This window comes from Williamsia serinedens (genome assembly GCF_024171725.1).
Classification (GTDB): Bacteria; Actinomycetota; Actinomycetes; order Mycobacteriales; family Mycobacteriaceae; genus Williamsia_A; species Williamsia_A serinedens.
In genome coordinates this window covers 208161-231733 of record NZ_JAMTCG010000006.1, presented here as the reverse complement: position 1 = coordinate 231733, position 23573 = coordinate 208161, and the positions used below count along the sequence as shown (strand labels likewise).

Below are 23573 nucleotides of genomic sequence, written 5' to 3'. Positions count from 1 at the left end.
CCGGGTCGGCTCAGAGGTCGGGGGCCGGGGCGCCGTCGAGTCGTCGGAAGATGCGCCGCAGCGTGTCGACGTCCTCGTCGGTGAGGGCGTCGAACGCCGCCGGCGCGGGGTCCGGGGTCGACATCGCCGCCTCGAGGGCGCGTCGACCGTCGTCGGTGACGGAGACGATCTTGCGCCGACGGTTGGCGGGATCGACGTCGCGCACGACGAGACCGTCGCGCTCGAGTTGGGTCACCGCGACCGACGCCGCCGGGGCGTCGATCCCCACGGCGTCGGCGAGTTCGGACAGGGAGCGTGGCCGGGCCGCGATGCGCCGCAGCAGCCGGATCTGGTTGAAGGCCAGACCGGTCCGCTCGGTGACCGCGCGCTTCCAGGTCCCCCGGTTGTCGATGACGAAGTGCGCCATGCGCTGCCACGCCTCGTCGGCCGGTGTCGTCGGTGCGGCGTCGGCGTCTCGGGTGCTCGACGGAGATCGCATGTCAGACCCTCACCGGCACCCGCGCGGCGGGGTCGGGTTCCTCCTCCTCGTCGCCGAACAGGAACGCGATCCGATCGGTGGTCCGGTGCGCCCACGCGGTGGTGCTGACGACGCCGAGCGCGAGGATCGCGACGGCGAACCCGGCGGTGATCCACCACAGCGGCGCGATGGCGTCGGTGAAGGTGGTGCCGGTCGCGGCGATCGCCGACCCGGCGACCGAGCCGCTGATGGCGACGCCGAGGCTCGTGCCGAGCTGACGACTCGTGGAGGCCACCGCCGACGCGGCGCCCGCCCGCTCGCGCGGCATGCCGCTCACCGCCGACGTGGTGATCGGTGCGTTGACCAGGCCGAAGCCCATGCCGAACAGGAAGAACGTCGCGAGCACCTGCCAGAGCGGTGTCGTCGGCGTGAAGAGGGTGAGCAGCGCCGACCCGACCGTCAACAACACACCCGCGCACATCAGCGACGGACGGGTGCCGTGGCGGCCGACGAGGCGGCCCGAGAGCGGCGAGAACGCCAGCGTGGCCACGGCGATGGGCAGGTACATGAGACCGGCGTGGATGGCCGAGAGTCCACGCACGTTCTGGAGGTAACTCGACATGAGGAAGAGGAACGCGCCGTAGGAGGCGAACGCCATGATCCCGACCACGGTCGCCGTCGAGAACGGCACGCTGCGGAAGAACCGCACGTCGATGAACGGGGAGTGGTGTCGCAGCTCCCAGGCGACGAACGCCACGAGACCCGCGACCCCGACGCCGAACAGCGCGACGGTCCGGGGGTCGTCCCAGCCCATGTTCGGCCCCTCGATGAGGCCCGAGACGATCGTCGCCATGAAGACGATGCCGAGGACCTGACCGACCGGGTCGAGGCGACGGACGGTCGCCGACTTCGACTCGGGGACGTAGATCGCCGAGAGGACGATCGCCGCGGCACAGATCGGCAGGTTGATCCAGAACACCGACTGCCAGCGCAGGGTGTCGATGAGGACGCCGCCGACGATCGGGCCCAGCGCCATCGAGATCCCCACCACGGCACCCCAGACGCCGACGGCCTTCGCGCGTTCCTGCTTGCCCGTGAACACCTGCGTGATGATGGACATGGCCACCGGGTTGAGCATCGACCCGCCGATGGCCTGCAGGAACCGTGCGCCGATCAGCATGTCGACGCTGGTCGAGAGGCTGCAGAGCAGCGATCCCACGGCGAAGACGGTCAGGCCGATCTGGAAGACGCGGCGACGGCCGAACCGGTCGGCCGTGGCGCCCGAGAGCAGCAGCAGGCTGGCGACGGTCAGGGTGTAGATGTCGATCACCCACTGCAGCCCCGACACGGAGGCGCCGAGGTCGCGACGGATGTCCGGCAGCGCGACGTTGAGGATGGTCACGTCCATCGAGACGATCAGCAGGCTCAGGCAGCAGGTCGCCAGGATGATCGTCTTGCGACGCGCGTCGAGTTCTTGACCCATGGCAACCATTGTGAAACCACAAGTGTTTGTCGTGCAACCTGGATCGGGTCACACCCTCTCGGCCGACGCCCAGATCCGTTCGCCCGCGCGGTCGAGGTGATCCGTCGCCGTCAGTCCCAGTGCTGCGACGACGTGTTCGGAGGCCGTGTGCCCGGGCGCGATGTGCGCGAGGAACTGATGTGGTCGATCGGTCTCGACGACGAGCCCGACGAACGCACGCATCATCTCGTGCGCGATGCCGTGGCCCTGGTGGTCCGGGTGGACGCTGTACCCGAGCGTGCAGTCGGTCGCGATCGTGCCCCGACGGGGCACGATGGTCCCCTGGCAGTGGCCGACGAGATCGCCGGTCTCCTCGAGGCGGGCGACGTGGTTGATCCAGGTGATCCCGGGTTTCGGCGACCCGGCGAGCCATCGCTCGACGCGGCCCCGCGCCTCGTCGCGGTCGGCCGGTGCGCCGCCGGTCATGCGGTGGAGCTCAGGCAGCGTGACCATGTCGACGAGTTCCTCGACATCGGTGGGGCGCAGGGGGCTGACGGACAGGCGACGGGTGCGGGCGATCACGGGGTCCTCGTTTCTCGGGACGTGACGACGTCCACCTACGGTAGGCGCAGAGCACCTCGGCGACGTCGCGTCGGGCTCGGGAGGCAGGAGAGGCCGATGGCGGGTGCGCTCGACAGGATCGTGGTGGCCGACTTCAGTCGGGTGCTGGCCGGCCCGTACGCGACGATGCTGATGGCCGACCTCGGCGCCGAGGTGGTGAAGATCGAGCGCCCGGGCACGGGCGACGACACCCGCTCGTGGGGTCCGCCGTACGTCGACGACCACCGCGGTGCGCTGATGGCCACCTACTTCGCGTCGGTGAACCGCAACAAGTCCTCCGTCGCCCTCGACCTGTCGACGGACGCCGGACGCGACGCCGCCCGCGAGATCGTCGCGCGGGCCGATGTCGTGATCGAGAACTTCCGGTCCGGGACGATGGAGCGACTCGGGCTCGGCTACGACGACCTCGTCGCACTCAAGCCTGATCTGATCTACTGCGCCATCACGGGTTTCGGTCGGGACGCCGGTGCCGCGATCCCGGGGTACGACCTGCTGATCCAGGCGATGAGCGGGTTGATGAGCATCACCGGGGAACCCGACGGCCCGCCCGTCAAGGTGGGTGTCGCCGTGGTCGACGTACTGACGGGGGTGCACGCCATGGCCGGGATCCTCGCGGCCCTGCGGCACCGAGACCGGACCGGGGAGGGTCAGCGCATCGACCTCGACCTCTTCTCCGTCGCGCTGGCGTCGATGTCGAACCAGACGACGGCCCACCTCGCCGCCGGCGTGGTGCCGTCGGCGATGGGCAGCCGGCATCCCAGCATCGTCCCGTACGAGGTGCTGCCGACGGCCGATCGGCCGCTCGCCCTGGCGGTCGGCAACGACACCCAGTTCCGGCGACTCGTGGAGACGCTCGCTGTCCCCGACCTCGCCGACGATGACCGGTTCCGCACCAACAGCGATCGCGTCGCCCACCACGAGGCCCTCGTCGACCTGCTCCTGCCCGCGCTGGCCGAGCACGGTGCCGACCACTGGTTCGACGCCCTGACCGCGGCGGGCGTGCCGGCCGGGCCGATCAACGACATGGCCGAGGCGGTCGCCTTCGCCAGGACCGTCGACATCGAGCCGACCGTGGACCTCCCCGACGGCGCGACGCCGACCGTCCGCAACCCGATCGGCATGTCGCGGACGCCCGCGACCTACCGGACGCCGCCGCCGTCGCTGGGGGACACGTCGGGATCGGATCGCAGCAGACCGTAGAGCACCACGTCGTGGCGGATCCCGCCGTTGCCCAGGTGTGCCTCCCGTAGCACGCCCTCCTGCGTCATCCCGCACCGTTCGGCGACGCGCCGGGACGCGGTGTTCGTGGCGAACGCGTCGAGCGCGACGCGATGGGCGCCCAGCGACCAGGCGTGGTCGATCAGCAGACGCGTTGCCCGGGTGGCGATCCCGCGCCCCCGCGCGGACGGCGACACCATGTAGCCGATCGCGACGACGTCGGAGTCCTCGTCGCGGATGCGCAGACCGCACGTGCCCACCAGCGCGTCGTCGTCGCCGGTGATCGCCACCTCGAAGCCCGGCCACACCTGCGCCGAGGCGCGGTCGACGAACTCGACGGCGTCGCTCCGGAGGTACGGACTCGGGACGGTCGTGAAGCGTTGCGACGCAGGGTCGGACGCACACGTGTACACCGCGTCGACGTCGGAGGGCTCCAGCGGGCGCAACCACACGACGCCGTCGGTCAGCGTCGGGATGTGCCGCGGCCAGTCGAGCGTCACCGTCGGTTCCCGTAGCGGCGCAACGCCTCCAGCAGATCCTCCACCACCGGTTCCTCCGGGGCGGGCCTGCGGTCACCGGGCCGGCCCCGCACGATCGCGCACACCGGTACCCGGAGTCGGCCGCTGCTCTCCCGCAGGCGGGCGATGGCCTGGGCGTGGGGCTCGTCATAGAGGACCGTCCACGCGTCGGGGCGGTTCACCAGATCGAGTGTGGCCGTGTGATCGGCCGCGACCGGGTCGCCGAGGCGCGGCGACAACCCCGCGTCACCGAAGGCCGCGTCGACGATGCCGTGCAACAGGATCTGTTGCCGTCGTGGGGGGAGCAGGAGCGGGAACTGGGCGAGCTCGGACAGGTCGACGCTGTCGCGACCGGCCAACGGATGTCGGCGCGCGACGGCCACGACGAGGTCCTCCACCCACAGGCGGTGGACCGTCACGCGGTCGTCGACCAGCTCGCCCCGGATGAGCGCGACGTCGACGTCCCCGGACACCACCGCGTCGACACGTTGGGTGAAGTCCTTGAGGACGAACTCGATCTCGACGTCGGACTTCTCCTCGCGCACCGCGGCGATGGCCGCGAGCGCGCGTTCGGCGAACGACATGTTCGCGGCCAGGCGGATCCGCGACGCGCGCTCCCGCACGACCGCCCGGGCGCGATCGGCCAGCTCCAGGATCTGTTCGGCGACCGGGAGCAGGCGTCGCCCCGGCTCGGTGACGGCGACCGAGCGGGTGGAGCGCTCGAACAACGTCACCCCGAGATCGCGTTCGAGACGGGCGACCTGATGGCTGACCGCCGACTGCGACATGTACAGGCGCTCGGCCGCGCGCGAGAAGCTCAGGTCACCGCACACGGTCACGAACGCGGTGAGTTGGCGGAGCTCCACGGGTCGAGACTAGCGATTGATCGAAGACATCGATAGATGTCATCGCGAGAATGCGCTGGTGGTGGGGAGTAACCGTGCCGACGATGGACGTTGTCGATGACGAAACAGTTCATCGGATGCGAGAGGAGCCCCGAGATGAGCCCACAGGTGAGCACACCGCAGTACGACGTGATCGTGGTGGGATCGGGATTCGGAGGTGTCGCCGCCGCCCGACGGCTCGCGCGCTCGGACAAGTCCGTGCTCGTCATCTCGGCCGCGGCGCAGTACCTCTTCCAACCGCTGCTGTACCAGGTCGCCACCGGTGTCCTCGACGCCGACACCATCTCGCCCGCGGCGAGTGACGTCCTCTCCGACCGCATCACCGTCGTGGAGGGCCGCGTCACCGCCGTCGACCCGGACGCGCATTGCGTCACCTACCGGTCCGAGGACGGGGAGCGGCAGGTCGGCTACTCGTCACTGATCGCCGCGACGGGCGCCTCGCAGTCGTACTTCGGTCGCGACGAGTACGCGCACCGCACGTTCGCGCTGAAGACACGCGACGACGCGGTCCGGCTCCGCGAGCAGCTCGTCCGCAACTTCGCCCGACCCGACGACCGCGCCGCCTCGAACTACGTCATCGTCGGAGCCGGGGCCACCGGCGTGGAACTCGCCGGGGAGATCGCGGGGCTCGCCAAGCGTCACCAGCGTGCTGACGTCACCATCACCCTCGTCGAGGGTGTCGACGACGTGTTGCCCGCGTACGGCGGTCGCCTGAGTCGGTACGCGCGACACTCGCTCGAGAAGGCCGGTGTCGACGGGTGCTGAAGTCGCTCGTGACCGACATCGACGACGGTGTGGTCACGGTCGACATCGAGAAGGGCTCGGCGACCCGTCGCATCACCGCGGACACGGTGATCTGGGCCGCGGGTGTCGCGGCGTCGCCGTTCGCCCAGGTCCTCGCCGACGCGACCGGGTGCAGCACCGACCGCGCCGGGCGTCTGGAGGTCAACCCCGACCTGACCGTCGGTGGGTACGCGGACATCTATGCCATCGGCGACATGACCACGCTGAACGGCTACCCCGGACAGAGCCCGGTGGCCATGCAGGAGGGCCGGCACGCGGCGGACACCATCACCCGCAAGATCGGGCCGGGCACCTCGTTCCGGTACTTCGACAAGGGCAGCATGTCGATCATCGGTCGCGGCAAGGCCGTGCTGCAGACGCCGGTCAACGTCGGCCTGACGGGCCTCCCGGCGTGGGGCGCGTGGCTGGCGGTGCACCTCTACTACCTGTCGGGTGTCGGCAACCGCGTCGACGCCGTCGGGCGGTGGATCGGTGCGTACGGCGCGAATCGCCGGCCCGGCATGGACGCCGCCGAGCGATCCGACGATCGAGAACTCGCGCGCACCGCGAGCTGACGCCCGGTCAACCGCCGAACAGGAGATACAGCCCCAGGAACGTGTAGGCCACCATCGTGAGCATCAGCGCCTGCTGCCCCGTCAGACGATGTCGACGGGGCAGCAGGCGTAGAGACGCGTCGTGGGCGCTGACCACCGCGGCGATATGGCCGCCGACCACGAACACCAGTTTCAGCGTCGATGACACCGTCGGGTGCTCCGTCAGGACGTACTCGGGGTGGATGTCACTCAGCCACAGCACGTTCCACCCGCGGCCGAGCGGATCGCCGAGCTGCGCGATCACAGCCTGACTGCGCTCGACGATGTAGTTCAGATAGTGGGCGAGGATGTACCCCACCACGATCGGGATCAGGGTGTGCGCCATCCGCCCGGGCAACTCGGCACGCTGCGCCCGCGTCACGCCCCCGGTCGCACGGGTCGCGACCCAGAACGTCCCCGCGACCACGCCGATGAAGACGAGCAGCGCGGCCGTGGACACCAGCGTCGCGCCGGCCGATCCCTCCCCGAGGTCGTCGATCCATCGGCGCCACAGGGGGAACGACGAGAAACTGTCGAATGCCGTCGACCCCAACAGCACCGCCATCACGGTCACCATCCCCGGCCGGCGCGGGAGTGTCGTCAGGTGGGCGAGCGGGTTCCCCAACACGACCCGGCGGGTGTCGGGGTCCCGGCGGAACGGAGCCAGGCGTGACGCCACGAGGCTGTAGGTCTCGAACGGGTCGGCGCGGGCGAACCAGCGATCGCCGACGAACCACCAACCGAGCAGCAGCACCCCGACGTACGCCGCGAGCCAGATGCGCACGGCCAGAACGGAGTCCGGGTCAGGGGATGCGAGTTCCAGCCACACGAACGTGAACAACCCCAGGGCGGCGGGCCGGTGGCCCCAGGCGGCGGGGTAGGAGCGTGGGGCTCGTCGCCGGGCCCGCGCGGTGAGGGTCCGCAGCGGCGAGAGAACGCGCCACACGGGCCCGACGAGTACCGACAGGACGACGACGCCCACCCACAGCAGGACGTAGAACACCCCCGGCAGCGGGTTCGACTCGGCGTCGTCGGGTCCGGCGACCGCGGCCACGCCCACCCAGACGGTGACCACCAGGGCGAGGAGTGCGACCGTCCGCCGCACCCCGCGGTTGTCGACCGCGCGGGTCACCCACCGCGGCAGCGCGATCCCGCCCCGGGAGGGGTCGAGCTTGGGTGTCCTCCATGCGAACGCCACGATCGCGAACGACGCGGTGAGCGCCCACGCCCCGCCGATCAACGCGTAGGTGTAGGGCAGAGGGAGGTACTCCGCGCCCAGCCCATGCGCTACGACGGTGGTGTCGCTCATCGTCGGTCGTCGAGGTCGGGATCGGCGTCGGACAGCGTGTCGCGACCACCGCCCCAGTCCTCGAGCGGCAGTTCCTCGCCGTCGTCGTCGCCACGCCGGCGGTCCCGCACGGCGACGGTCACGATGACCCCCACCAGCAACACGGCCGGGACGAACGCGGGCAGTGCCAGCAGCAGCGAGTGCGTCGCGAGGATCACGTGCGCGGCTCGACCGGCTCGGGCTCGGTGTCCCGGGCGCGGACCCCCGCGGCGTCGGCGCGGTTGATCCGCGCGGCGCCCCACGCCAGCGCCGTGATGAGGATGATCGAGCACACCAGCACCACCAGGGACGCGGCGCCGTACAGCCAGCTGGGGTAGTCGAACGTCCTCTCGCGCTGGAGGATCGTGATCTCCTTGACGAACGGTCGGGTCATCTGGGGGTCGGCCGTCACCTCCTGCGCGCCGATGCCGGGATCGGCCGGCAGGTAGATCGGCACGGCGGTCATCGTCGTCCCGTCCTGGACGCGCAGCAGGGTCTTCCACGAGCCGGACGTCGGGAACGACTGCGTCGACCGGTAGAGCCCGGGTCCGATCTTCTCGAGCGGGTCGATGAGCAGCCCGCGGGACTTGTCGAGGCCGCCCTGCCAGGACAGGATCGTCACCCACTCGGGGTCGTCGGAGACGAGGTCGGTGGGGGAGATGGCGACGACGGCCGTGGCGCGGGTCTCGCCGTCCACCGACGCCGCCGGCGTCAGGGTCATCGACGCGCGGGCGTCGGCGGGGACGTCGACGCGCAGGCCGTTCGCGACGGCACCGCCGATGATCAGGACGGTGACCGCCACCGCGACGCCGGCGAGCTTCGGCCGTGGCAGACGGTTCCCGGTGAGGACGATGCCCATCAGGGCGCCGCACACACCCATGCCGACGGCGACGGGGACGGCCATGGCGAGCGCCTCGCCCCACATGCTGCGAGGCCACGGGTAGTGGTAGACGCCGTCGATCCAGAACGACTCCAGCCAGAGGCCGACGGTGCCGATGCCCAGCCCCGCGACAGCGCCGAAGAGGACCGGGCGTCGGATCAGGGGTGTCAGCGCGATGAGTTCGACGACCAGGGCCGGGCCGACGTACAGGGCGAAGAAGTTGATCGGTGCGCCCAGCCCGGGGCCCACGACGAGCGCCACGGCGCCACGGATGAGAGCGGCCGAGACAGCGGCGATCAGCGCGGCACCCGGCCCGAGGGTGATGCGGGCGGCGACGAGAGCGAACGCCGCGGCGCCCGCGATCATCATCGGCTGCAACACCAGTCGGAACTGCTCGACGCCGAAGTCGTACTCGATCTGGAACACCGACAGACCGATGACGAGTCCGCCGAACGCGGTGCAGCGCATCAGCCACACCCCGCGGGAGTCCTTCGGGGCGGCGTCGCCCATCGCCGATCGCCCCTCGCGCTCGAGGAGCAGCAGCGCCATCAACGACATGCCCGCGCCACCGATGAGCATGAGGTGCGTGGGCCCCCACAGGGTGACGTCCTGACCGAAGATGCGGTGCCAGATGTCGTCGAGCGGGAACCCGATGAGTGCGTAGAGCCCGCATCCGGCGAGCAGCACGCCACCGACGGGCGCGTACCACCGGCGGGTGATGCGGATGGCCGCACGTCCGGGCCGCTCGTACGGCAGGAAGATCGACAGCATCCCCGCGATGAAGAGGAAGAACAGGCCCACGAGGATGAAGTAGTGGGCCGGGTTCGCCAGGGGCCCGGCGTCGCGGCCCTTGCCGACGTGCAGGCTGACGTCCCAGAGGAAACCGAACAGGGCGCAGACGATCGTCGAGATGAACATGCCGACGGGCAGCGCCGCCCACCCGGGACGGTTGACGATCCGTCCGGCCCAGGCGCCGAGCCGGGAGAGCCACGTGATCCTGCGGGTGCGGTGGCGCCAGCCGATCCACAGCAGGGCCAACGAGACGACGGCGGCGGCCGCGCTCATACCGAAGACCTGATCGAGCGCCGCGCCGCCGCCTTCGGACCCCGGTGCCGCCAAAACCACACCAACCGACGTTGTCATGGTCTCAGTATTGCCCGGTCACGGCGCCCGAAGGAGGCGTTTCGCGGAGATCGCCCGGTGCGGGCCGGTCTCAGGAGTCGGCGGTGGCGAGCCCCGCGTCGCTGTCCGCCTCGACGCGGGCCGCATGGAAGTCCTTCGACCGGATGAGCAGCGCCGAACACAGCGCCGCCGCCACCGCTATGCACGTCGCGACGAGCAGGATGAGGTCGAGGGCGTCGGCGTATCCGCGACCGGCGCGGTCGGCGACGAGCTCGCGCAACGGCGGGGGCACCGCCGCGATCACCTGTCCGGCGGCACCGTTCGCGACCGCGTCGCCGATGTCCCGTCCCCGCGCGGCCAGCGGTGTCCCGGCGAGGTTCTGCTGGACGTCGGAACTGATCCGTGAGGCGAGCAGGCTGCCGAGAAGCGCGACCCCGGTCGCGATGCCGATCTGCCGGAACGTCGAGTTCATCCCCGACGCCATGCCGGCGCGCGCCTGCTCGACGACGCCGACCGCGGTCGACGCGAGCGGCACGTTGATCAGTCCCGTGCCGATGCCGGCGACGACGAACCCGGGGATGAACTGCGTCCAGCCGCCCGTCGGGTCCGTGCCCCGCATGAGGAGGAGGCCGACGGCCACCAGCAGGAAGCCTGGAGTGATGAGCCACCGGGCGGGGACCTTGTCGGAGAGTCGACCGGCGACCGCCGCCGAGACGAACACCAGGCCGGAGAACGGCAGGAAGTAGAGCCCCGCCTGCAGCGCGGAGTAGCCCATCGTCCCCTGCAGGTAGATGACGATGTACGTCAGCAGGGAGAACATGGCCGCCGAGATGCCCCACGCCGCGATGAGTCCGCCGGTGAAGGTCGGCACCCGGAACAGGGAGGCGTCGACCATCGGTTCGGTGACCATCCGCTCCACCACGGCGAACACGACCAGCAGCACCGCGGCGGCGGCGAGGGATCCGGCGACCTGGAGCGAGCCCCAGCCGTCGGCGTGGCTGCGGATCAGTCCGAAGACCAGGAAAGCCAGTGCGGCGCTGAAGGTCACACATCCGAGCCAGTCGATGCCATGTGTGCCGGGCGCCTTCGACTCGTCCACGCCGACGAGGGTGATGACGAGAGCGACCACGCCGACGGGGATGTTGACGAAGAAGATCCAGTGCCAGGACAGGCCGGTGGTGAGCACGCCGCCGAGTACCGGACCCACGGCCACCGAGACACCGGTGACCGCGCCGAAGACGCCGAACGCGGTGCCGCGTTCGCGGGGCGGGAACGCCTGCGCGAGCAGGGCCAGGGCGGTGGCGAACATGATCGCGCCGCCGACGCCCTGGGCGAGCCGGGCCACGATGAGCGTCAGGATGTTCGGGGCCAGACCGCAGGCGAGCGACCCGACGGTGAACACCACGATCCCGGTCGCGAACACGAGACGTCGGCCGACGATGTCGGCGATGGTCCCCGACGTGAGCAGCAGGGCCGCCAGCGACAGCGCGTAGGCGTCGACGACCCACTGCAGGTCCGACAGGTTCGAGTCGAGGTCGGACTGGATGTCGGGGAGCGCCACGTTCACGATCGTGACGTCGAGCAGGAGCATGAACACCCCTGTGCACACGGCGGTCAGGGTGAGCCACTTCCGGGCCATGGAGCCTCCAGGTCTGAGTACGTGCTCAGGAAACATCGCACATTCTGAGTGGATACTCAAGAATTGACTTCCGGTCGGTATCGTGGCCCCATGGCGCGGCGCGGCAGACCTCCTGCGATAGGGCGTGACGAGGTGGTCGCCGCCGCGCTCGACGTCCTCCGTGAGCGGGGTGTGGCGCGGCTGACCACCCGCGAGGTCGCGTCCCGCGCAGGCGTGTCGGAGGGGTCGATCTTCTACCACTTCACCGATCGACGAGGCCTGCTGGCCGCTGTCTTCTCCGAGGCGTTGCGTCCGTTGTTCGCGTTCAAGAACGACCTGGACCCGGCCGCGGCCCGCGGACTCGACGACGTGCGGGTGGTGCTCGAGGAGTACGCCGTCGCGATGCGCGCGTTCCTGGACGACGCGCTGGAGGTGCTGATCGCGGCGCACGGCGACGCCGCGGTCCGGGACGAGGTGGGTGCGGTGGTCACCGCCAACGACTTCGGCCCCCACCGCGGGGTCGCGGCGATGACGCAGTACTTCGACGGCCTGCGCGAGAGCGGTGTCGTCGGGTCCGACGTCGACACCCACGCCGCGGCCTTCCTGATGGTGAGCGCGACGTTCTTGAGGTCGGCGCAGCCGACGCTCTTCGGCCACTCGACCGGCACCCCGCCGATGCCGGAGGTGATCGACGGCGTGCTGCGACTGCTCGGTGCCGGCGCGGTCAGCCGGTGACGCGTTCGGTGACCGCGTACTTCCGTTCGACCCCGTCCTTGACCGGACGCCACCAGTCCTCGTTGTCGCGGTACCACTCGATCGTCGCGCGCAGGCCGGCGTCGAAGTCGGTGTAGCGGGGACTCCAGCCCAGTTCGGTGCGCAGACGTGTCGAGTCGATCGCGTAGCGCATGTCGTGGCCGGGCCGGTCGGTGACGTGGTCGTAGGCGTCGGCGGGATGTCCGAGGATCGTGAGGATCTTCTCGACGACGGTCTTGTTGTCGGTCTCCCCGTCGGCCCCGATGAGGTAGGTCTGGCCGATCTCGCCGCGCTCGACGATCGTCCAGACGGCGTCGTTGTGGTCGTCGACGTGGATCCAGTCGCGGACGTTGGTGCCGGCGCCGTACAGCTTCGGCCGTGCACCGCTCAGGACGTTCGTGACCTGCCGCGGGATGAACTTCTCGACGTGCTGGTACGGCCCGTAGTTGTTGGAGCAGTTCGACAATGTCGCCGCGACGCCGAACGACCGGACCCAGGCGCGCACCAGGAGGTCGCTGCCGGCCTTCGTCGAGCTGTACGGACTCGACGGGTTGTAGGGCGTCGACTCGGTGAACCGCGCGGGGTCGTCGAGCTCGAGGTCGCCGTACACCTCGTCGGTGCTGATGTGGTGATACCGCGTGCCGTGCCGCCGCACCGCCTCGAGGAGCGTGTACGTGCCGACGAGGTTGGTCTGCACGAACGCCGACGGGTCGGACAGCGAGTTGTCGTTGTGGGACTCGGCGGCGAAGTGGACGACCAGGTCGGCGTCGGCGACGAGACCGTCGACGAGGTCGGCGTCGGCCACGTCGCCGGTGATCACGCGCACGCGGTCGGCGACGGAGGCGAGCGTGTCGGGGTTGGCCGCGTAGGTCATCTTGTCCAGCACCGTGATCCGGACGTCGGGACGCTGATCCACCGATCGCAGCACGAAGTTCGCGCCGATGAACCCGGCTCCGCCGGTGACGAGCACACGCATGCGGCGACAGTACCGGCGCAGGGGGCGTCCTCGCGCGGCCGCGACGTCCTCCGGGCACACGACACGCGGACATCTGTCCGCTGATCTAGGGTGATCGTCATGCGGGGAATCATCCTGGCGGGTGGCACGGGGTCTCGGCTGCATCCGATCACGCTGGGCGTGAGCAAGCAGCTGGTCCCGGTCTACGACAAGCCGATGATCTACTACCCGCTCTCGACGCTGCTGCTCGCCGGCATCCGCGACATCCTGGTGATCACCACCCCGACGGACGCGGCGTCGTTCCAGGCCCTCCTCGGTGACGGCAGTCAGTTCGGCGTCGACATCACCTACACGGTGCAGCCGTCACCGGACGGTCTGGCGCAGGCGTTCGTCCTCGGCGCCGACCACATCGGGAACGACTCCGTGGCTCTGGTGTTGGGCGACAACATCTTCTACGGGCCGGGTCTGGGCAACCAGCTGATGCGGTTCGGCTCGGTCGACGGCGGTGCGATCTTCGCCTACTGGGTCGCGAACCCGTCCGCGTACGGTGTCGTCGACTTCGACGACGAGGGCAAGGCCGTTGCGCTGCAGGAGAAGCCGACGAACCCGCGGTCGAACTACGCGGTGCCCGGCCTCTACTTCTACGACAACGACGTCGTCGGGATCGCGCGTGACCTGAAGCCCAGCGCCCGTGGGGAACTCGAGATCACCGACGTCAACGCGACGTATCTCGCGCAGGGCCGGTTGTCGGTGCACGTGCTGCCACGCGGCACCGCCTGGCTCGACACGGGCACGTTCGCCGACCTGCAGGACGCCGGTGCGTTCGTGCGGACCGTCGAGCAACGGCAGGGGTTGAAGATCGCCGTGCCGGAGGAGATCGCCTGGCGGCGCGGGTTCATCGACGACGACTCCCTGCGGCAGCGTGCGGAGACACTGCGGAAGTCCGGCTACGGCGACTACCTCCTCGGCCTGCTCGAGCGGGGGCGGTGAGGCGTGGAGATCCGCCCGCTGTCGATCGACGGTGCCTGGGAGGTCACCCCGCGCCAGTTCGGTGATCCGCGCGGTGTCTTCCTCGAGGCCTTCAAGGCCGACGCACTGCAGCAGGCGACCGGGCGACGACTCGACCTCGCCCAGGTCAACCTGTCGGTGTCCGCGGCGGGGACGCTGCGGGGTGTGCACTTCGCCGATGTGCCTCCGGGTCAGGCGAAGTACGTCGTGTGCCCACGCGGGGCCGTGCTCGACGTCGTCGTGGACATCCGCGTCGGATCGCCGACGTTCGGGCAATGGGACTCGGTTCTCCTCGACGACACCGACCGGCGGGCGATCTTCCTCTCCGAGGGGTTGGGGCACGCGTTCTGCGCCCTCGAGGACGACAGCACCGTGACCTACCTCTGCTCCACCGGCTACAACCCGAGCGGCGAACACGGGATCCACCCGCTCGACCCCGAGGTCGGGATCACCTGGCCCACGACGGCCCGCGACGGGTCGGCCCTCGAGTTCCGCCTGTCGGAGAAGGACACCGCGGCCCCGACGCTGTCGCAGGCGCGCGAGTCCGGATCGTTACCGACCGCCGAGTCGGTCACGGAATTCTTGCGAAGCATCGCGGTCGACTGAGCTGCTGGCCCGGCCCGCGTCGTGCGTGGCAGGGTGGACGACATGAAGGACGACGTCGAGAGCATCTCCGAGGGATCCGACGGGGACTACAACTACGACCCCGACGACCAGCTGCAACCCGAGGACACCCTCGACGACCGGGGTGTCGACGACATCCTCGACGAGGGGATCTCCCCGCCGGAGAAGCCGAGCCCGGCGACGCGGTACGGGTTGACCGCCGAGGAGCAGCGCGAGGGCGAGTCGCTGGACCAGCACCTCGCCGAGGAGGAGCCGGATCCCGCCACCGAGGTCGCGTTCCACGAGGACACGACGCCGCGGGTGCCGGAGAACGACGACGACATCACCGAGGACATCGACGAGATCGAGGAGTACGACCCGGAGACCGGCGACGACCGCTCGGGCCGACTCGTCGGACCCGACGGCGGGGTGGACCACACCACGCACCAGGAGGTCGCCTCCGACGCCGGGATCGACGCAGGTGCGGCATCTGCGGAAGAGGCTGCGGTGCACACCCTCCCGTCCGACCAGCTGTCCTGACCTCGCGGGGGTGACCCCGCCGACCGTGCCGACATCGCGCGCCGAGCGTGCAGTAGATTCCGCCGAGCGGGCAGAAAATCACCGCCGAGTGTGCACTCGATCCGCCGTAGCGGAACGACTGCACGCTCGGCGTGTCTTTTCTGCACGGCCGACGGGATCTACCGCACGCTGGGCGACCGGTTGTGGCACGCTCGGCGGCCGGTGACCCGTCAGGCGTCGGGAAGATCCGGCAGCGGCGTCGAGTGCAGCCAGGCGTCCCACAACTCCGTCAGCGACAGGTCCGTGTGGCGGGCCGCCACCCCGACGAAGTCGTCGGTGGTGACCGAGCTGTACCGGTACTCGTGCGTCCAGTCGCGCAGCAGGTCGAAGAACGCGTCGTCGCCGATGGTCAGCCGCAGCGCGTGCAGCGTCAGTGCGCCACGCTTGTAGACGCGGTCGTCGAACATCTTCTCGGCGCCGGGATCGGACAGCAGCAGGTCCTGGCGCTGCGACGCGAGCCGCTTGTGGTGTGACCTCGCCAGCGCGTCGGCGGTGTCGTCGCCGGCCCGTTCAGCCCACAACCACTCGCTGTAGCAGGCGAACCCCTCGTGCAGCCAGATGTCGCGCCAGCGGGTGAGGGTCAGGGAGTTGCCGAACCACTGGTGGGCGAGTTCGTGGGCGACCAGTCGCTCCGACCCGCGGCGACCGTCGCAGTGGTTGGCGCCGAACGTCGACATCCCCTGCGCCTCGATCGGGATCTCGAGGTTGTCGTCGGTGACCACGACGGTGTACTCGGGGAAGGGGTAGGGCCCGAACATGTCGCAGAACGCGGTCATCATCTCGCGCTGGCGACCGAAGTCGTGCGCGAACGTGTCGGTGAGTCGCGACGGGAGCACCGCGCAGATCGGTACGGGCTTGCGCGCCAACGACTTCTTCTCGTATGGCCCGATCGAGACGGTCGCGAGGTAGGTGGCCATCGGCTCCACCTGCTCGTACACCCAGGTCGTCATCGCGGCCTTGGTGCGCTTGCGGACGAGCGTGCCGTTCGCGACGGCCGTGTACGGCGACTCGGTGGTGATCGCGATCTGGTACGACGCCTTCGACGCCGGGTGGTCGTCGCAGGGGAACCACGACGCTGCGCCGTTGGGCTGGTTCGCACAGAGCGCACCCTCGGTCAGTTCCTCGAAGCCGACCTCGCCCCACGGCCCGCGGATGGGCCGGGGCGACCCGCCGTACTTGATCTCGACGGTCATGGCCGCACCCGGCGGCAGTGCGTGCGCCGGGGTGATCGACAGCTTCCCCGACCGGTGCGTGTACCGCGACGGGCGGGACCCGTTGACGCTCACCTTCGACACCGACAGGTGGCTCGCCAGGTCGACCGTGAACCGGCCGACGTGCGCGATGGCCGTCGCGGTCAGCGTCGCCGTGCCGGACAGTCGGTTGCTGGCGACCTTGTACTCGAGGTCCAGCTCGTAGCGGCTGACGCGGTAACCGAGGTTGCCGTTGCCGGGCAGGTAGGGGTCGATGCCGTCGGTGGGGTCACCGAGAAGGGGCCCGCCGGTCGTGGCCGAACCATGCTTGTGGGACTTGCCCGGCACCGATCCTCCGCTCGCCGGCCGCGCTGCTGTGGTGCACGACGTTACCCGGCGGTAGTGAGGCTCGCGGGACGGGCGGGGTCGTCGGCGTCGGCCCTGGCGCGTAAACGGACCGCGGACCGGTTAGGCTTCCCTTCGTCGCGACCGCACGGTAGCGTCCCCGGCGGGTCGAGTCCGACCAACCGGACACCGGCACACCACCCCGAGAGGACACCCGCCCCATGGATTCGTCACGGAGTCTCACGTCACTGGTCGCCCGCGTGATCCTCGGGATCATCTTCATCATGCACGGGTGGCAGAAGCTGCACACCAACGGGATCTCGGCCACCGAGAAGGGATTCCGGGCCATGGACGTGCCGTTCCCCGAGTTCAGCGCGCACTACGCCACGTGGGTCGAGTTCGTCGGCGGCATCCTGCTCATCGTCGGCGTGCTGGTCCCGCTCGTCTCGATCCTGCTCATCGTCGACATGGCCGGCGCGATCATCACCGTCCACGCCGACAAGGGCTTCTGGAACAGCGACGGTGGCTACGAGTTCCCGCTCGCCCTCATCGCCGCCCTCGTCGCGGTCGGCCTGGTGAACACCGGCCGGACCGGTGTCGACGGATACCTGCTCAACCGCCGCCGCGCGCGCACCTAGACCGCACCCGCTGAGATCTGCCCCGTGAGGCACTCCCGACGGCGATGAGCCGCGGGGTCGCTTCTCGGGGCAGATCTCGTCTGTGCCGCCGCGTCACCGCCCCGACCAGGGCGCGATGGGATTGCCCTGCCATCGGGTGTGCGCCGGCACGACGTCACCGCGCATCACCAACGACGCCGGACCCACGGTGGCCGACTCGCCGAGCCCCGAGGCCGGGAGTGCGACGCAGTGCGGGCCGAGCGTCGCCCCGGCCGCCACGGTGACGGAGTCCATCGCCATCACGCGGTCGTGGAAGAGGTGTGTCTGCACGACGCAGCCGCGCTGGACGGTGGCGCCGTCGCCGAGCGTCACGAGGTCGGCCTCGGGCAGCCAGTAGGTCTCGCACCAGACGCCCCGACCGATCGTCGCGCCGAGCATGCGCAGCCACAGGTTCAGGATCGGCGTGCCGGTCGCGGCGTTGGCGAACCACGGGGCCGCGACGGTCTCGACGAACGCGTCCGACAGCTCGTTGCGCCACACGAACGAACTCCACAGCGGGTGTTCACCCGCCGAGATGCGCCCGACGACCGCCCATTTGGCGGCCGCGGCGATGCAGCAGGCCGAGGCGCCGGCGACCAGCAGCACCAGTCCGCTGACGAGACCGGCCACCCAGAACGCCGACTGCGACGCGATGTACTGCAGGCCGATCAGGACGAAGAGTCCGAGCCCGAAGCTGATCATCACGGGGATCAGGCGCAGGGTCTCGACGGCGGCGCGCGCCACCTTCAGTCGCCGCGGCGGGTCGAAGGTGCGCGAGCTGTCGGTGTCGGCGACGGCGCGGCGCAGCCGCACGGGCGGGCTGCCGAGCCAACTCGTCCCGGACTTCGCCTTGTCGGGCGTCGCCGACAGCACCGCGACGAGGCTGTTCTTCGGGACCTTGCGCCCCGGGCCGGTCATCCCGGAGTTGCCGAGGAAGGCGCGCTTGCCGATCCGCGCCTCGTCGATGTGCACCCAGCCGCCGCCGAGCTCGTAGGAGGCGACCATCGTGTCGTCGGCGAGGAACGCGCCGTCGCCGACCGAGGTGAACTTCGGGATGACCAGTGCCGTGCTGATCTCGGTGCCCTTGCCGATGTCGGCGCCGAGCAGTCGGAACCAGACCGGCGTGAGCAGGCTCGCATAGAGCGGGAACAGGTAGGTGCGCGCGGAGTCCATGAGGCGTTCGGTGGCCCAGACCTGCCACCCGATCCGCGACCGCACCGGGTGGTACCCCTGCCGCAGACCGATCGACAGCGCCCGCACACCGAGTGCGGTGATCGCCGCGAACACCAGGAGGCTGACGACGGTGGCCGCCGGCAGCAGGATCAGTGCACGCAGGGCGACGTCGCGGAGCCGGTCGGCGTGGATCGCCCAGCTCGCGATGACCCCCAGCCCGGCGGCCAACGCCACCAGCGGCACCCCGGCCAGGACCACCGACGACAGGCCGTACACGGGGACCCACCAGCTCCGACGCGGTGGCCGCTCGGTGGGCCAGTGCGTGGTCGCCTTGCCGATCTTGACCGCGGGCGACCCCGCCCACCGCTGGCGCGCCTTCACCTTGCCGATCACGGCGGACCCGGGGTCGACGACGGCGTCGCGGCCGACGCGCGCGCCGGGCAGCAGTGTCGACCGCGCACCGACGGTGGCGCGTTCGCCGATCTCGATGTCCCCGATGTGCACGACGTCCCCGTCGATCCACCAGCCCGCGAGGTCGACCTCGGGTTCGACGGACGAGCCGTCGCCGAGCGTGAGCATCCCGGTGACCGGCGGGAGGGTGTGCAGGTCGACGCCGTGGCCGATCTCCGCGCCGAGCGCGCGGGCGAAGTAGATCATCCAGGGGGCACCGGCGAGGTTGGCGGCGCCGCTGGCCTCGGTGAGCCGCTCGGCCACCCACAGGCGCAGGTGCACCCCGCCGCCGCGCGGATGCCGACCGGGCCGCACGCCGGCGAGCAGCAGGCGACACCCCGCCACCGCGATGGCCATCCGGCCGACCGGCGTGATGAACACGACGAACGCGACCAGCAGCACCCACCAGTTCACCGAGATCAGCCACGGGACGTCGGTGAGCTGGGCGGCCACGTTGTTCGCGACGCCCAGCCACGTCGCCCACTGCAGACCGGTGAGGGTGGTCAGCGGCACCGACAGCAGGATCTGCGCGATCCCCGCTCGCCTCGGCGTCGGGGTGACGTCGCGGGCCTCGACCGCGCTCGTCTGCGGGCTCGTGTCGTCGAGCATCTCGGCGAGCGCCCCGAGACGGGGGTGGTCGTAGAGGTCGGCGACGGTGACCTCCGGGTAGCGCTCCCGCAGCGCGGTGACGAGCTGGGCCGCGGCCAGCGAGCCGCCACCCTCGGCGAAGAAGTCGACGTCGGCGGCGGCGATCGTCACACCCAGCACAGCGGTCCAGCGGTCGGCGACCCACCGCTCGGTCGCGGTGAGGTCGTCGTCGCCGTCGCCGCCGGCCGGTCCCGGGAGGGGCCAGGGAAGTGCCGCCCGGTCGACCTTGCCCGACGTGCGGGTGGGCAACTCGTCGACAAGGGCGAGTCGGGGGACCATGGCCGCGGGGAGCTGCTCGACGAGTAGATCGTGCGCGGCGTCTACGTCGAAGTCGGGGTCGGTGGAGACCAGGTAACCCACGAGGAGCGAGTTCCCGGCGGCGGTCTTCCGGACCGCGGCGGCCGCGCCGCCGACACCCGGCAGGTGCTGCAGCGCGTTGTCGATCTCGCCGAGTTCGATCCGGCGACCACCCACCTTGACCTGGTCGTCGGCACGCCCGGCGAACACCAGCCCCTCGGGCTCCAGTCGGACGAGGTCGCCGCTGCGGTACGCGCGATCCCACCCCAGCGTCGGCATGGGCGAGTACTTCTCGGCGTCCTTGGCCGGGTCGAGGTAGCGCGCGAGACCGACACCACCTATGACCAGCTCCCCGGTCTCGCCCTCGGCGACGGGCCGGCCGGAGGGATCGACCACGGCGAGGTCCCACCCGTCGAGGGGCAGCCCGATGCGCACCGGTCCCCGCCCGGTCAACGGCGCCGCGCACGCGACGACCGTCGCCTCGGTGGGGCCGTAGGTGTTCCACACCTCGCGGCCGGGCACGGCCAGGCGCTCACCGAGCTCGGGTGGGCACGCCTCGCCGCCGAAGATGAGCAGCCGCACGGCCTCGAGGGCCTCGGCCGGCCACAGCGCTGCCAGCGTCGGGACGGTGGAGACGACGGTGATGTCGCGGGCGACGAGCCACGGTCCGAGGTCCATGCCGCTGCGGACCAGCGAGCGCGGTGCGGGCACGAGACACGCGCCGTGGCGCCAGGCCAACCACATCTCCTCGCACGACGCGTCGAACGCCACCGACAGGCCGGCGAGCACACGGTCGCCGGGGCCGATGGGGTCGTCGCGGAGGAACATCCGTGCCTCGGCGTCGACGAAGGCGGCCGCGTTGCGATGGGTGACCGCAACACCTTTCGGTGTCCCGGTCGATCCCGAGGTGAAGATGACCCAGGCGTCGTCGGCGGGGGTGGGCGCCAGGTCGGAGGTGGCGACGTCCGCCGGGACCACGCGGTCGCGCACCGACTGTGACCGGTGCAGGCCGTTCGCGTCGACGACGGCCGCGACACCGGCCTCGCCGAACACCAGATCGGCGCGCTCGTCGGGGTCGTCGACGTCGACGGGCACGTAGGCGGCGCCCGCGGCGAGCGTCGACAGGATCGACAGGTACAGCGACCGCGACCCCGACGGCATGCGGATGCCGATGCGGTCGCCGCGGGTGATGCCCTGCGCCGCCATCCACGACGCGCCCTCCTCGACCGCCTCGAGGAGTTCGGCGTAGCTCAGGACGGCCTCACCGTCGTCGACCGCGGCGGCCTGCGGATGCGCCTGCGCCGTCTCGCGCAGGACGTCGATCAGTGTCCGCGGCGCCGGTGCCGACGCCGAGGCCAGGAACTGCGGTGGTGCGGGAGGACCGGGCTCCGACGGTGCCGGGTGTCGCGACGGTGTGGCGGTGACGTCCACCGGGGTCCTTTCCGCTGCTCGGCCCGAGGCGCTCGGGCGGGTACGCGCCGTCGAGAAGTTTCCCATCAGGTCGCCGGACGCGCCGACGAGGGCGCGCCGGTCCGCGGGTCCGGGCCACCCGGCCCGCCTCAGGTGATGTGCACAACCAGGGGACGCGACACCCTGACTCGTCACAAAACGTGTGTAGCGGCGACCACATCGGGGCACACTGCGAGGTGAGTACCGGCAGGGGTCTCGAGCTCGACAGGCACTGCCGGCGAGGGTGTCGGCGCCGTCGAGCGCGGGCATCGCCGAGAAGACGGCGCCCGACGCGACTCCTCTGCGTCCGCGGGTGACCGCGAGACACCGGAGGAGGACTCCATGCCGGTGATCACCCATGACAACCCGAGCCGCGGTTCGTACGCCCTGTGGTTCGGCACGCGTCTGTTCATCCGGCCCCTGCTGAAGTACTTCCCGCTCACCACGCAGACGATGCGGTTCCTGTACCTCGCGGACGCGCCCCTGGCGCTCGCACCCAAGCCGAAGGGCGTGGTGGGGGAGGAGATCGAGCTCGCCGGCCGTCCGGCCGAGTACATCGTCCCGTCCGGACCGAGTCGGCGGGACAGCGACACCGCGATCCTGTACCTGCACGGTGGCGCGTTCATCGTCTGCGGGTTGGCGACGCACCGATCGGTCGCGTCCCGCCTGTCGCGGACGACGTCGCTCCCGGTCTTCTCGCTCGCGTATCGGCAGCTGCCGGAGGCGGGGGTCGGCACGTCGGTCAACGACGCCTACATGGCCTATCGCGAACTGATCCTGGAGCGCGGCTACCGCCACGTGGTCGTCGCCGGTGACTCCGCCGGCGGGTTCCTGGCCCCCAAGGTGTCCGAACTCGCCGTCGCCGACGGGCTGCCGGCGCCGGATGCGTTCGTCGGCTTCTCGCCGCTGCTCGACCTCGACCTCGCGTCGAACCCCGACCGCAGCAGCCGCAGCGACGCCTACCTCCCGAAGTCGAAGATGGCGGTGCTGGCGAAGCTGTTCGACCGAGGACCGATCGCGCTGCGCGGCACACGTCGCATCCTCGACCTCCCCACCGAGCACCTGGCGCCGACCCTCATCATCAGCGCGGCCGACGAGATGCTCGAGGCCGACATCATCGAACTGGTGGAGCGGATCGAGGCCGCGGGCGGCATCGCCGTGTGTCATCGGTTCCGGTGGCAGGTCCACGCGTTCCCCGTCCTGAACGGGCGGCACCCCGAGTCGTTGGAGGCGATCGCCATCGCCGGCGGCTTCATCGAGGAGGCGATGCGCTCGGCGAAGGCCGCCGAGTTCGACGCGGCGCGGGGCCACGCGGGCTGACACGCCCCCGGTCGACACCGCCGATGGGATCATGCTGGGGTGCGGTCGCGGCAGAAGATCATCGACGCCACCCTCGAACTGATCGGGTCGGGCGGGTTCGACGCCGCGTCGATCGTCGCGGTCGCGGGTGCGGCCGACGTGTCACGGCAGACCGTCTACTCCATCTTCGGCACCCGAGAGCAGCTCATCTCCGACGCCGTCGCCGACCTGGTGCGCACCGTGTTCGACGAGATGCGCGATGTGCACCCGACACACCCCGGCCCTGCCGGTGAACTGGTCGCCGTCATCGTCCGGGGGCGGGCCGTCGTCCATGCGCATCCGGTCCTCGCTGTTCTGCAGGGGTCGTCCGGTCAGAACCCGCTCCTGGACGCGGGAATGGTCGACCGCGCCCGCCCGGTCGCGCGAGAGATGTTGGCGCCCATGGCTCTCCGTCATCCGGAGTTGTCGGACCGATGGGACGACATCGTCGACATCGCTCTCGCGGCGGGGCTCTTCGCGGTCTTCTTCGAGAGCCCGGACCGGGCCGACGACGACCTCGCGGCGTTCCTGATGCGGTGGATAGGGCCGGCGATGTCCCTCTGGGGCACGTCTCAACGAAATTGACACTCGTGGCCACCACTGTCTAGTTTCTCGCGTGACACAG

General features: G+C 70.6%; 22 protein-coding genes. 10 read left to right on the top strand and 12 right to left on the bottom strand.

All coding sequences use genetic code 11. The features are described from left to right. Positions 1 to 10 precede the first annotated feature (10 nt). The 3 genes from LX12_RS16980 to LX12_RS16970 are packed head-to-tail and all read right to left on the bottom strand — an operon-like array spanning position 11 to position 2501. The gene (locus LX12_RS16980) at positions 11 to 478 is read right to left on the bottom strand and encodes a MarR family winged helix-turn-helix transcriptional regulator (protein WP_253655761.1); all 468 of its coding nucleotides are present in this window, start codon (positions 476 to 478) and stop codon (positions 11 to 13) included. A gap of 1 nt (position 479) precedes the next feature. Beyond that, the gene (locus LX12_RS16975; RefSeq protein WP_372505069.1) at positions 480 to 1949 is read right to left on the bottom strand and encodes an MFS transporter; all 1470 of its coding nucleotides are present in this window, start codon (positions 1947 to 1949) and stop codon (positions 480 to 482) included. A gap of 39 nt (positions 1950 to 1988) precedes the next feature. Beyond that, positions 1989 to 2501 carry a GNAT family N-acetyltransferase gene (locus tag LX12_RS16970; RefSeq protein WP_253655759.1) on the bottom strand — a complete coding sequence of 171 codons (513 nt, stop codon included), beginning with the start codon at positions 2499 to 2501 and terminating at the stop codon, positions 1989 to 1991. Positions 2502 to 2597: 96 nt separating this feature from the next. On the opposite strand from LX12_RS16970, the gene LX12_RS16965 reads away from it, so the two are divergent. After that, a complete protein-coding gene (locus LX12_RS16965; RefSeq protein ID WP_253655758.1) occupies positions 2598 to 3740 on the top strand; it encodes a CaiB/BaiF CoA transferase family protein in 1143 nt (380 codons plus the stop codon). Here LX12_RS16965 and LX12_RS16960 read toward each other — a convergent pair. Both LX12_RS16960 and LX12_RS16955 read right to left on the bottom strand, forming a co-directional pair. Continuing rightward, the gene (locus tag LX12_RS16960; protein ID WP_253655757.1) at positions 3680 to 4258 is read right to left on the bottom strand and encodes a GNAT family N-acetyltransferase; all 579 of its coding nucleotides are present in this window, start codon (positions 4256 to 4258) and stop codon (positions 3680 to 3682) included. The two genes, LX12_RS16965 and LX12_RS16960, sit on opposite strands and share 61 nt — an antisense overlap. Next, positions 4255 to 5142 (bottom strand): LysR family transcriptional regulator, encoded by an 888-nt coding sequence (locus LX12_RS16955; protein WP_253655756.1) that lies wholly within the window; start codon positions 5140 to 5142, stop codon positions 4255 to 4257. The genes LX12_RS16960 and LX12_RS16955 overlap by 4 nt, the downstream gene beginning before the upstream one ends. A 135-nt stretch (positions 5143 to 5277) precedes the next feature. Between LX12_RS16955 and LX12_RS16950 the strand changes: the two genes are divergently transcribed. Then, positions 5278 to 5946: an NAD(P)/FAD-dependent oxidoreductase gene (locus tag LX12_RS16950; RefSeq protein WP_253655755.1), complete on the top strand. Its 669-nt coding sequence runs from the start codon at positions 5278 to 5280 to the stop codon at positions 5944 to 5946. Further along, positions 5940 to 6539, top strand: coding sequence for an NAD(P)/FAD-dependent oxidoreductase (locus LX12_RS16945; RefSeq protein WP_253655754.1), 600 nt, complete (start codon positions 5940 to 5942; stop codon positions 6537 to 6539). The genes LX12_RS16950 and LX12_RS16945 overlap by 7 nt, the downstream gene beginning before the upstream one ends. A gap of 7 nt (positions 6540 to 6546) precedes the next feature. On the opposite strand, the gene LX12_RS16940 is transcribed toward LX12_RS16945, so the two are convergent. From LX12_RS16940 to LX12_RS16925, 4 genes are all read right to left on the bottom strand, one after another. After that, entirely contained in the window at positions 6547 to 7866 is a 1320-nt protein-coding gene (locus LX12_RS16940; protein ID WP_253655753.1) for a hypothetical protein, read from the bottom strand. Continuing rightward, positions 7863 to 8063 (bottom strand): hypothetical protein, encoded by a 201-nt coding sequence (locus tag LX12_RS16935; protein WP_253655752.1) that lies wholly within the window; start codon positions 8061 to 8063, stop codon positions 7863 to 7865. The genes LX12_RS16940 and LX12_RS16935 overlap by 4 nt, the downstream gene beginning before the upstream one ends. Continuing rightward, positions 8060 to 9907 carry a hypothetical protein gene (locus LX12_RS16930; RefSeq protein ID WP_253655751.1) on the bottom strand — a complete coding sequence of 616 codons (1848 nt, stop codon included), beginning with the start codon at positions 9905 to 9907 and terminating at the stop codon, positions 8060 to 8062. The genes LX12_RS16935 and LX12_RS16930 overlap by 4 nt, the downstream gene beginning before the upstream one ends. Before the next feature lie 70 nt (positions 9908 to 9977). Continuing rightward, a complete protein-coding gene (locus LX12_RS16925; RefSeq protein ID WP_253655750.1) occupies positions 9978 to 11525 on the bottom strand; it encodes an MFS transporter in 1548 nt (515 codons plus the stop codon). Positions 11526 to 11615: 90 nt separating this feature from the next. Between LX12_RS16925 and LX12_RS16920 the strand changes: the two genes are divergently transcribed. Next, positions 11616 to 12239 carry a TetR/AcrR family transcriptional regulator gene (locus LX12_RS16920; protein WP_253655749.1) on the top strand — a complete coding sequence of 208 codons (624 nt, stop codon included), beginning with the start codon at positions 11616 to 11618 and terminating at the stop codon, positions 12237 to 12239. On the opposite strand, the gene rfbB is transcribed toward LX12_RS16920, so the two are convergent. After that, positions 12229 to 13233 carry a dTDP-glucose 4,6-dehydratase gene (rfbB, locus tag LX12_RS16915; RefSeq protein ID WP_253655748.1) on the bottom strand — a complete coding sequence of 335 codons (1005 nt, stop codon included), beginning with the start codon at positions 13231 to 13233 and terminating at the stop codon, positions 12229 to 12231. The two genes, LX12_RS16920 and rfbB, sit on opposite strands and share 11 nt — an antisense overlap. Positions 13234 to 13332: 99 nt before the next feature. Here rfbB and rfbA point away from each other — a divergent pair, with 99 nt between their 5' ends. The 3 genes from rfbA to LX12_RS16900 are packed head-to-tail and all read left to right on the top strand — an operon-like array spanning position 13333 to position 15363. After that, the gene (gene rfbA, locus LX12_RS16910) at positions 13333 to 14202 is read left to right on the top strand and encodes a glucose-1-phosphate thymidylyltransferase RfbA (protein WP_253655747.1); all 870 of its coding nucleotides are present in this window, start codon (positions 13333 to 13335) and stop codon (positions 14200 to 14202) included. A gap of 3 nt (positions 14203 to 14205) precedes the next feature. Then, complete coding sequence (locus tag LX12_RS16905; protein WP_253655746.1) at positions 14206 to 14826, top strand: dTDP-4-dehydrorhamnose 3,5-epimerase family protein; 621 nt, start codon at positions 14206 to 14208, stop codon at positions 14824 to 14826. A gap of 42 nt (positions 14827 to 14868) precedes the next feature. After that, complete coding sequence (locus tag LX12_RS16900) at positions 14869 to 15363, top strand: DUF5709 domain-containing protein (protein WP_253655745.1); 495 nt, start codon at positions 14869 to 14871, stop codon at positions 15361 to 15363. A 209-nt stretch (positions 15364 to 15572) separates the two neighbouring features. Here LX12_RS16900 and LX12_RS16895 read toward each other — a convergent pair whose 3' ends face one another. Further along, positions 15573 to 16940 carry a M1 family metallopeptidase gene (locus tag LX12_RS16895; protein WP_253655744.1) on the bottom strand — a complete coding sequence of 456 codons (1368 nt, stop codon included), beginning with the start codon at positions 16938 to 16940 and terminating at the stop codon, positions 15573 to 15575. Positions 16941 to 17158: 218 nt separating this feature from the next. Between LX12_RS16895 and LX12_RS16890 the strand changes: the two genes are divergently transcribed. After that, on the top strand, positions 17159 to 17575 hold the full coding sequence (locus LX12_RS16890) for a DoxX family protein (RefSeq protein ID WP_253655743.1): 417 nt from the start codon (positions 17159 to 17161) through the stop codon (positions 17573 to 17575). Between the two features lie 93 nt (positions 17576 to 17668). On the opposite strand, the gene LX12_RS16885 is transcribed toward LX12_RS16890, so the two are convergent. Further along, positions 17669 to 21658: a Pls/PosA family non-ribosomal peptide synthetase gene (locus LX12_RS16885; protein ID WP_253655742.1), complete on the bottom strand. Its 3990-nt coding sequence runs from the start codon at positions 21656 to 21658 to the stop codon at positions 17669 to 17671. Positions 21659 to 21952: 294 nt separating this feature from the next. Between LX12_RS16885 and LX12_RS16880 the strand changes: the two genes are divergently transcribed. Both LX12_RS16880 and LX12_RS16875 read left to right on the top strand, forming a co-directional pair. Further along, on the top strand, positions 21953 to 22930 hold the full coding sequence (locus LX12_RS16880) for an alpha/beta hydrolase (RefSeq protein WP_253655741.1): 978 nt from the start codon (positions 21953 to 21955) through the stop codon (positions 22928 to 22930). Positions 22931 to 22969: 39 nt separating this feature from the next. Continuing rightward, positions 22970 to 23533 carry a TetR/AcrR family transcriptional regulator gene (locus LX12_RS16875; RefSeq protein ID WP_253655740.1) on the top strand — a complete coding sequence of 188 codons (564 nt, stop codon included), beginning with the start codon at positions 22970 to 22972 and terminating at the stop codon, positions 23531 to 23533. Positions 23534 to 23573: the final 40 nt, after the last annotated feature.

What these genes read in the sequence shown, in the direction of transcription:
- LX12_RS16890 (WP_253655743.1), top strand. Translation starts at nt 17,159, where the DNA reads ATGGATTCGTCACGGAGTCTCACGTCACTGGTCGCCCGCGTGATCCTC.
- LX12_RS16975 (WP_372505069.1), bottom strand. Translation starts at nt 1,949, where the DNA reads ATGGTTGCCATGGGTCAAGAACTCGACGCGCGTCGCAAGACGATCATC.
- LX12_RS16950 (WP_253655755.1), top strand. Translation starts at nt 5,278, where the DNA reads ATGAGCCCACAGGTGAGCACACCGCAGTACGACGTGATCGTGGTGGGA.
- LX12_RS16930 (WP_253655751.1), bottom strand. Translation starts at nt 9,907, where the DNA reads ATGACAACGTCGGTTGGTGTGGTTTTGGCGGCACCGGGGTCCGAAGGC.
- rfbB (WP_253655748.1), bottom strand. Translation starts at nt 13,233, where the DNA reads ATGCGTGTGCTCGTCACCGGCGGAGCCGGGTTCATCGGCGCGAACTTC.
- LX12_RS16880 (WP_253655741.1), top strand. Translation starts at nt 21,953, where the DNA reads ATGCCGGTGATCACCCATGACAACCCGAGCCGCGGTTCGTACGCCCTG.
- LX12_RS16925 (WP_253655750.1), bottom strand. Translation starts at nt 11,525, where the DNA reads ATGGCCCGGAAGTGGCTCACCCTGACCGCCGTGTGCACAGGGGTGTTC.
- LX12_RS16920 (WP_253655749.1), top strand. Translation starts at nt 11,616, where the DNA reads ATGGCGCGGCGCGGCAGACCTCCTGCGATAGGGCGTGACGAGGTGGTC.
- LX12_RS16980 (WP_253655761.1), bottom strand. Translation starts at nt 478, where the DNA reads ATGCGATCTCCGTCGAGCACCCGAGACGCCGACGCCGCACCGACGACA.
- LX12_RS16965 (WP_253655758.1), top strand. Translation starts at nt 2,598, where the DNA reads ATGGCGGGTGCGCTCGACAGGATCGTGGTGGCCGACTTCAGTCGGGTG.
- LX12_RS16885 (WP_253655742.1), bottom strand. Translation starts at nt 21,658, where the DNA reads ATGGGAAACTTCTCGACGGCGCGTACCCGCCCGAGCGCCTCGGGCCGA.
- LX12_RS16940 (WP_253655753.1), bottom strand. Translation starts at nt 7,866, where the DNA reads ATGAGCGACACCACCGTCGTAGCGCATGGGCTGGGCGCGGAGTACCTC.
- LX12_RS16900 (WP_253655745.1), top strand. Translation starts at nt 14,869, where the DNA reads ATGAAGGACGACGTCGAGAGCATCTCCGAGGGATCCGACGGGGACTAC.
- rfbA (WP_253655747.1), top strand. Translation starts at nt 13,333, where the DNA reads ATGCGGGGAATCATCCTGGCGGGTGGCACGGGGTCTCGGCTGCATCCG.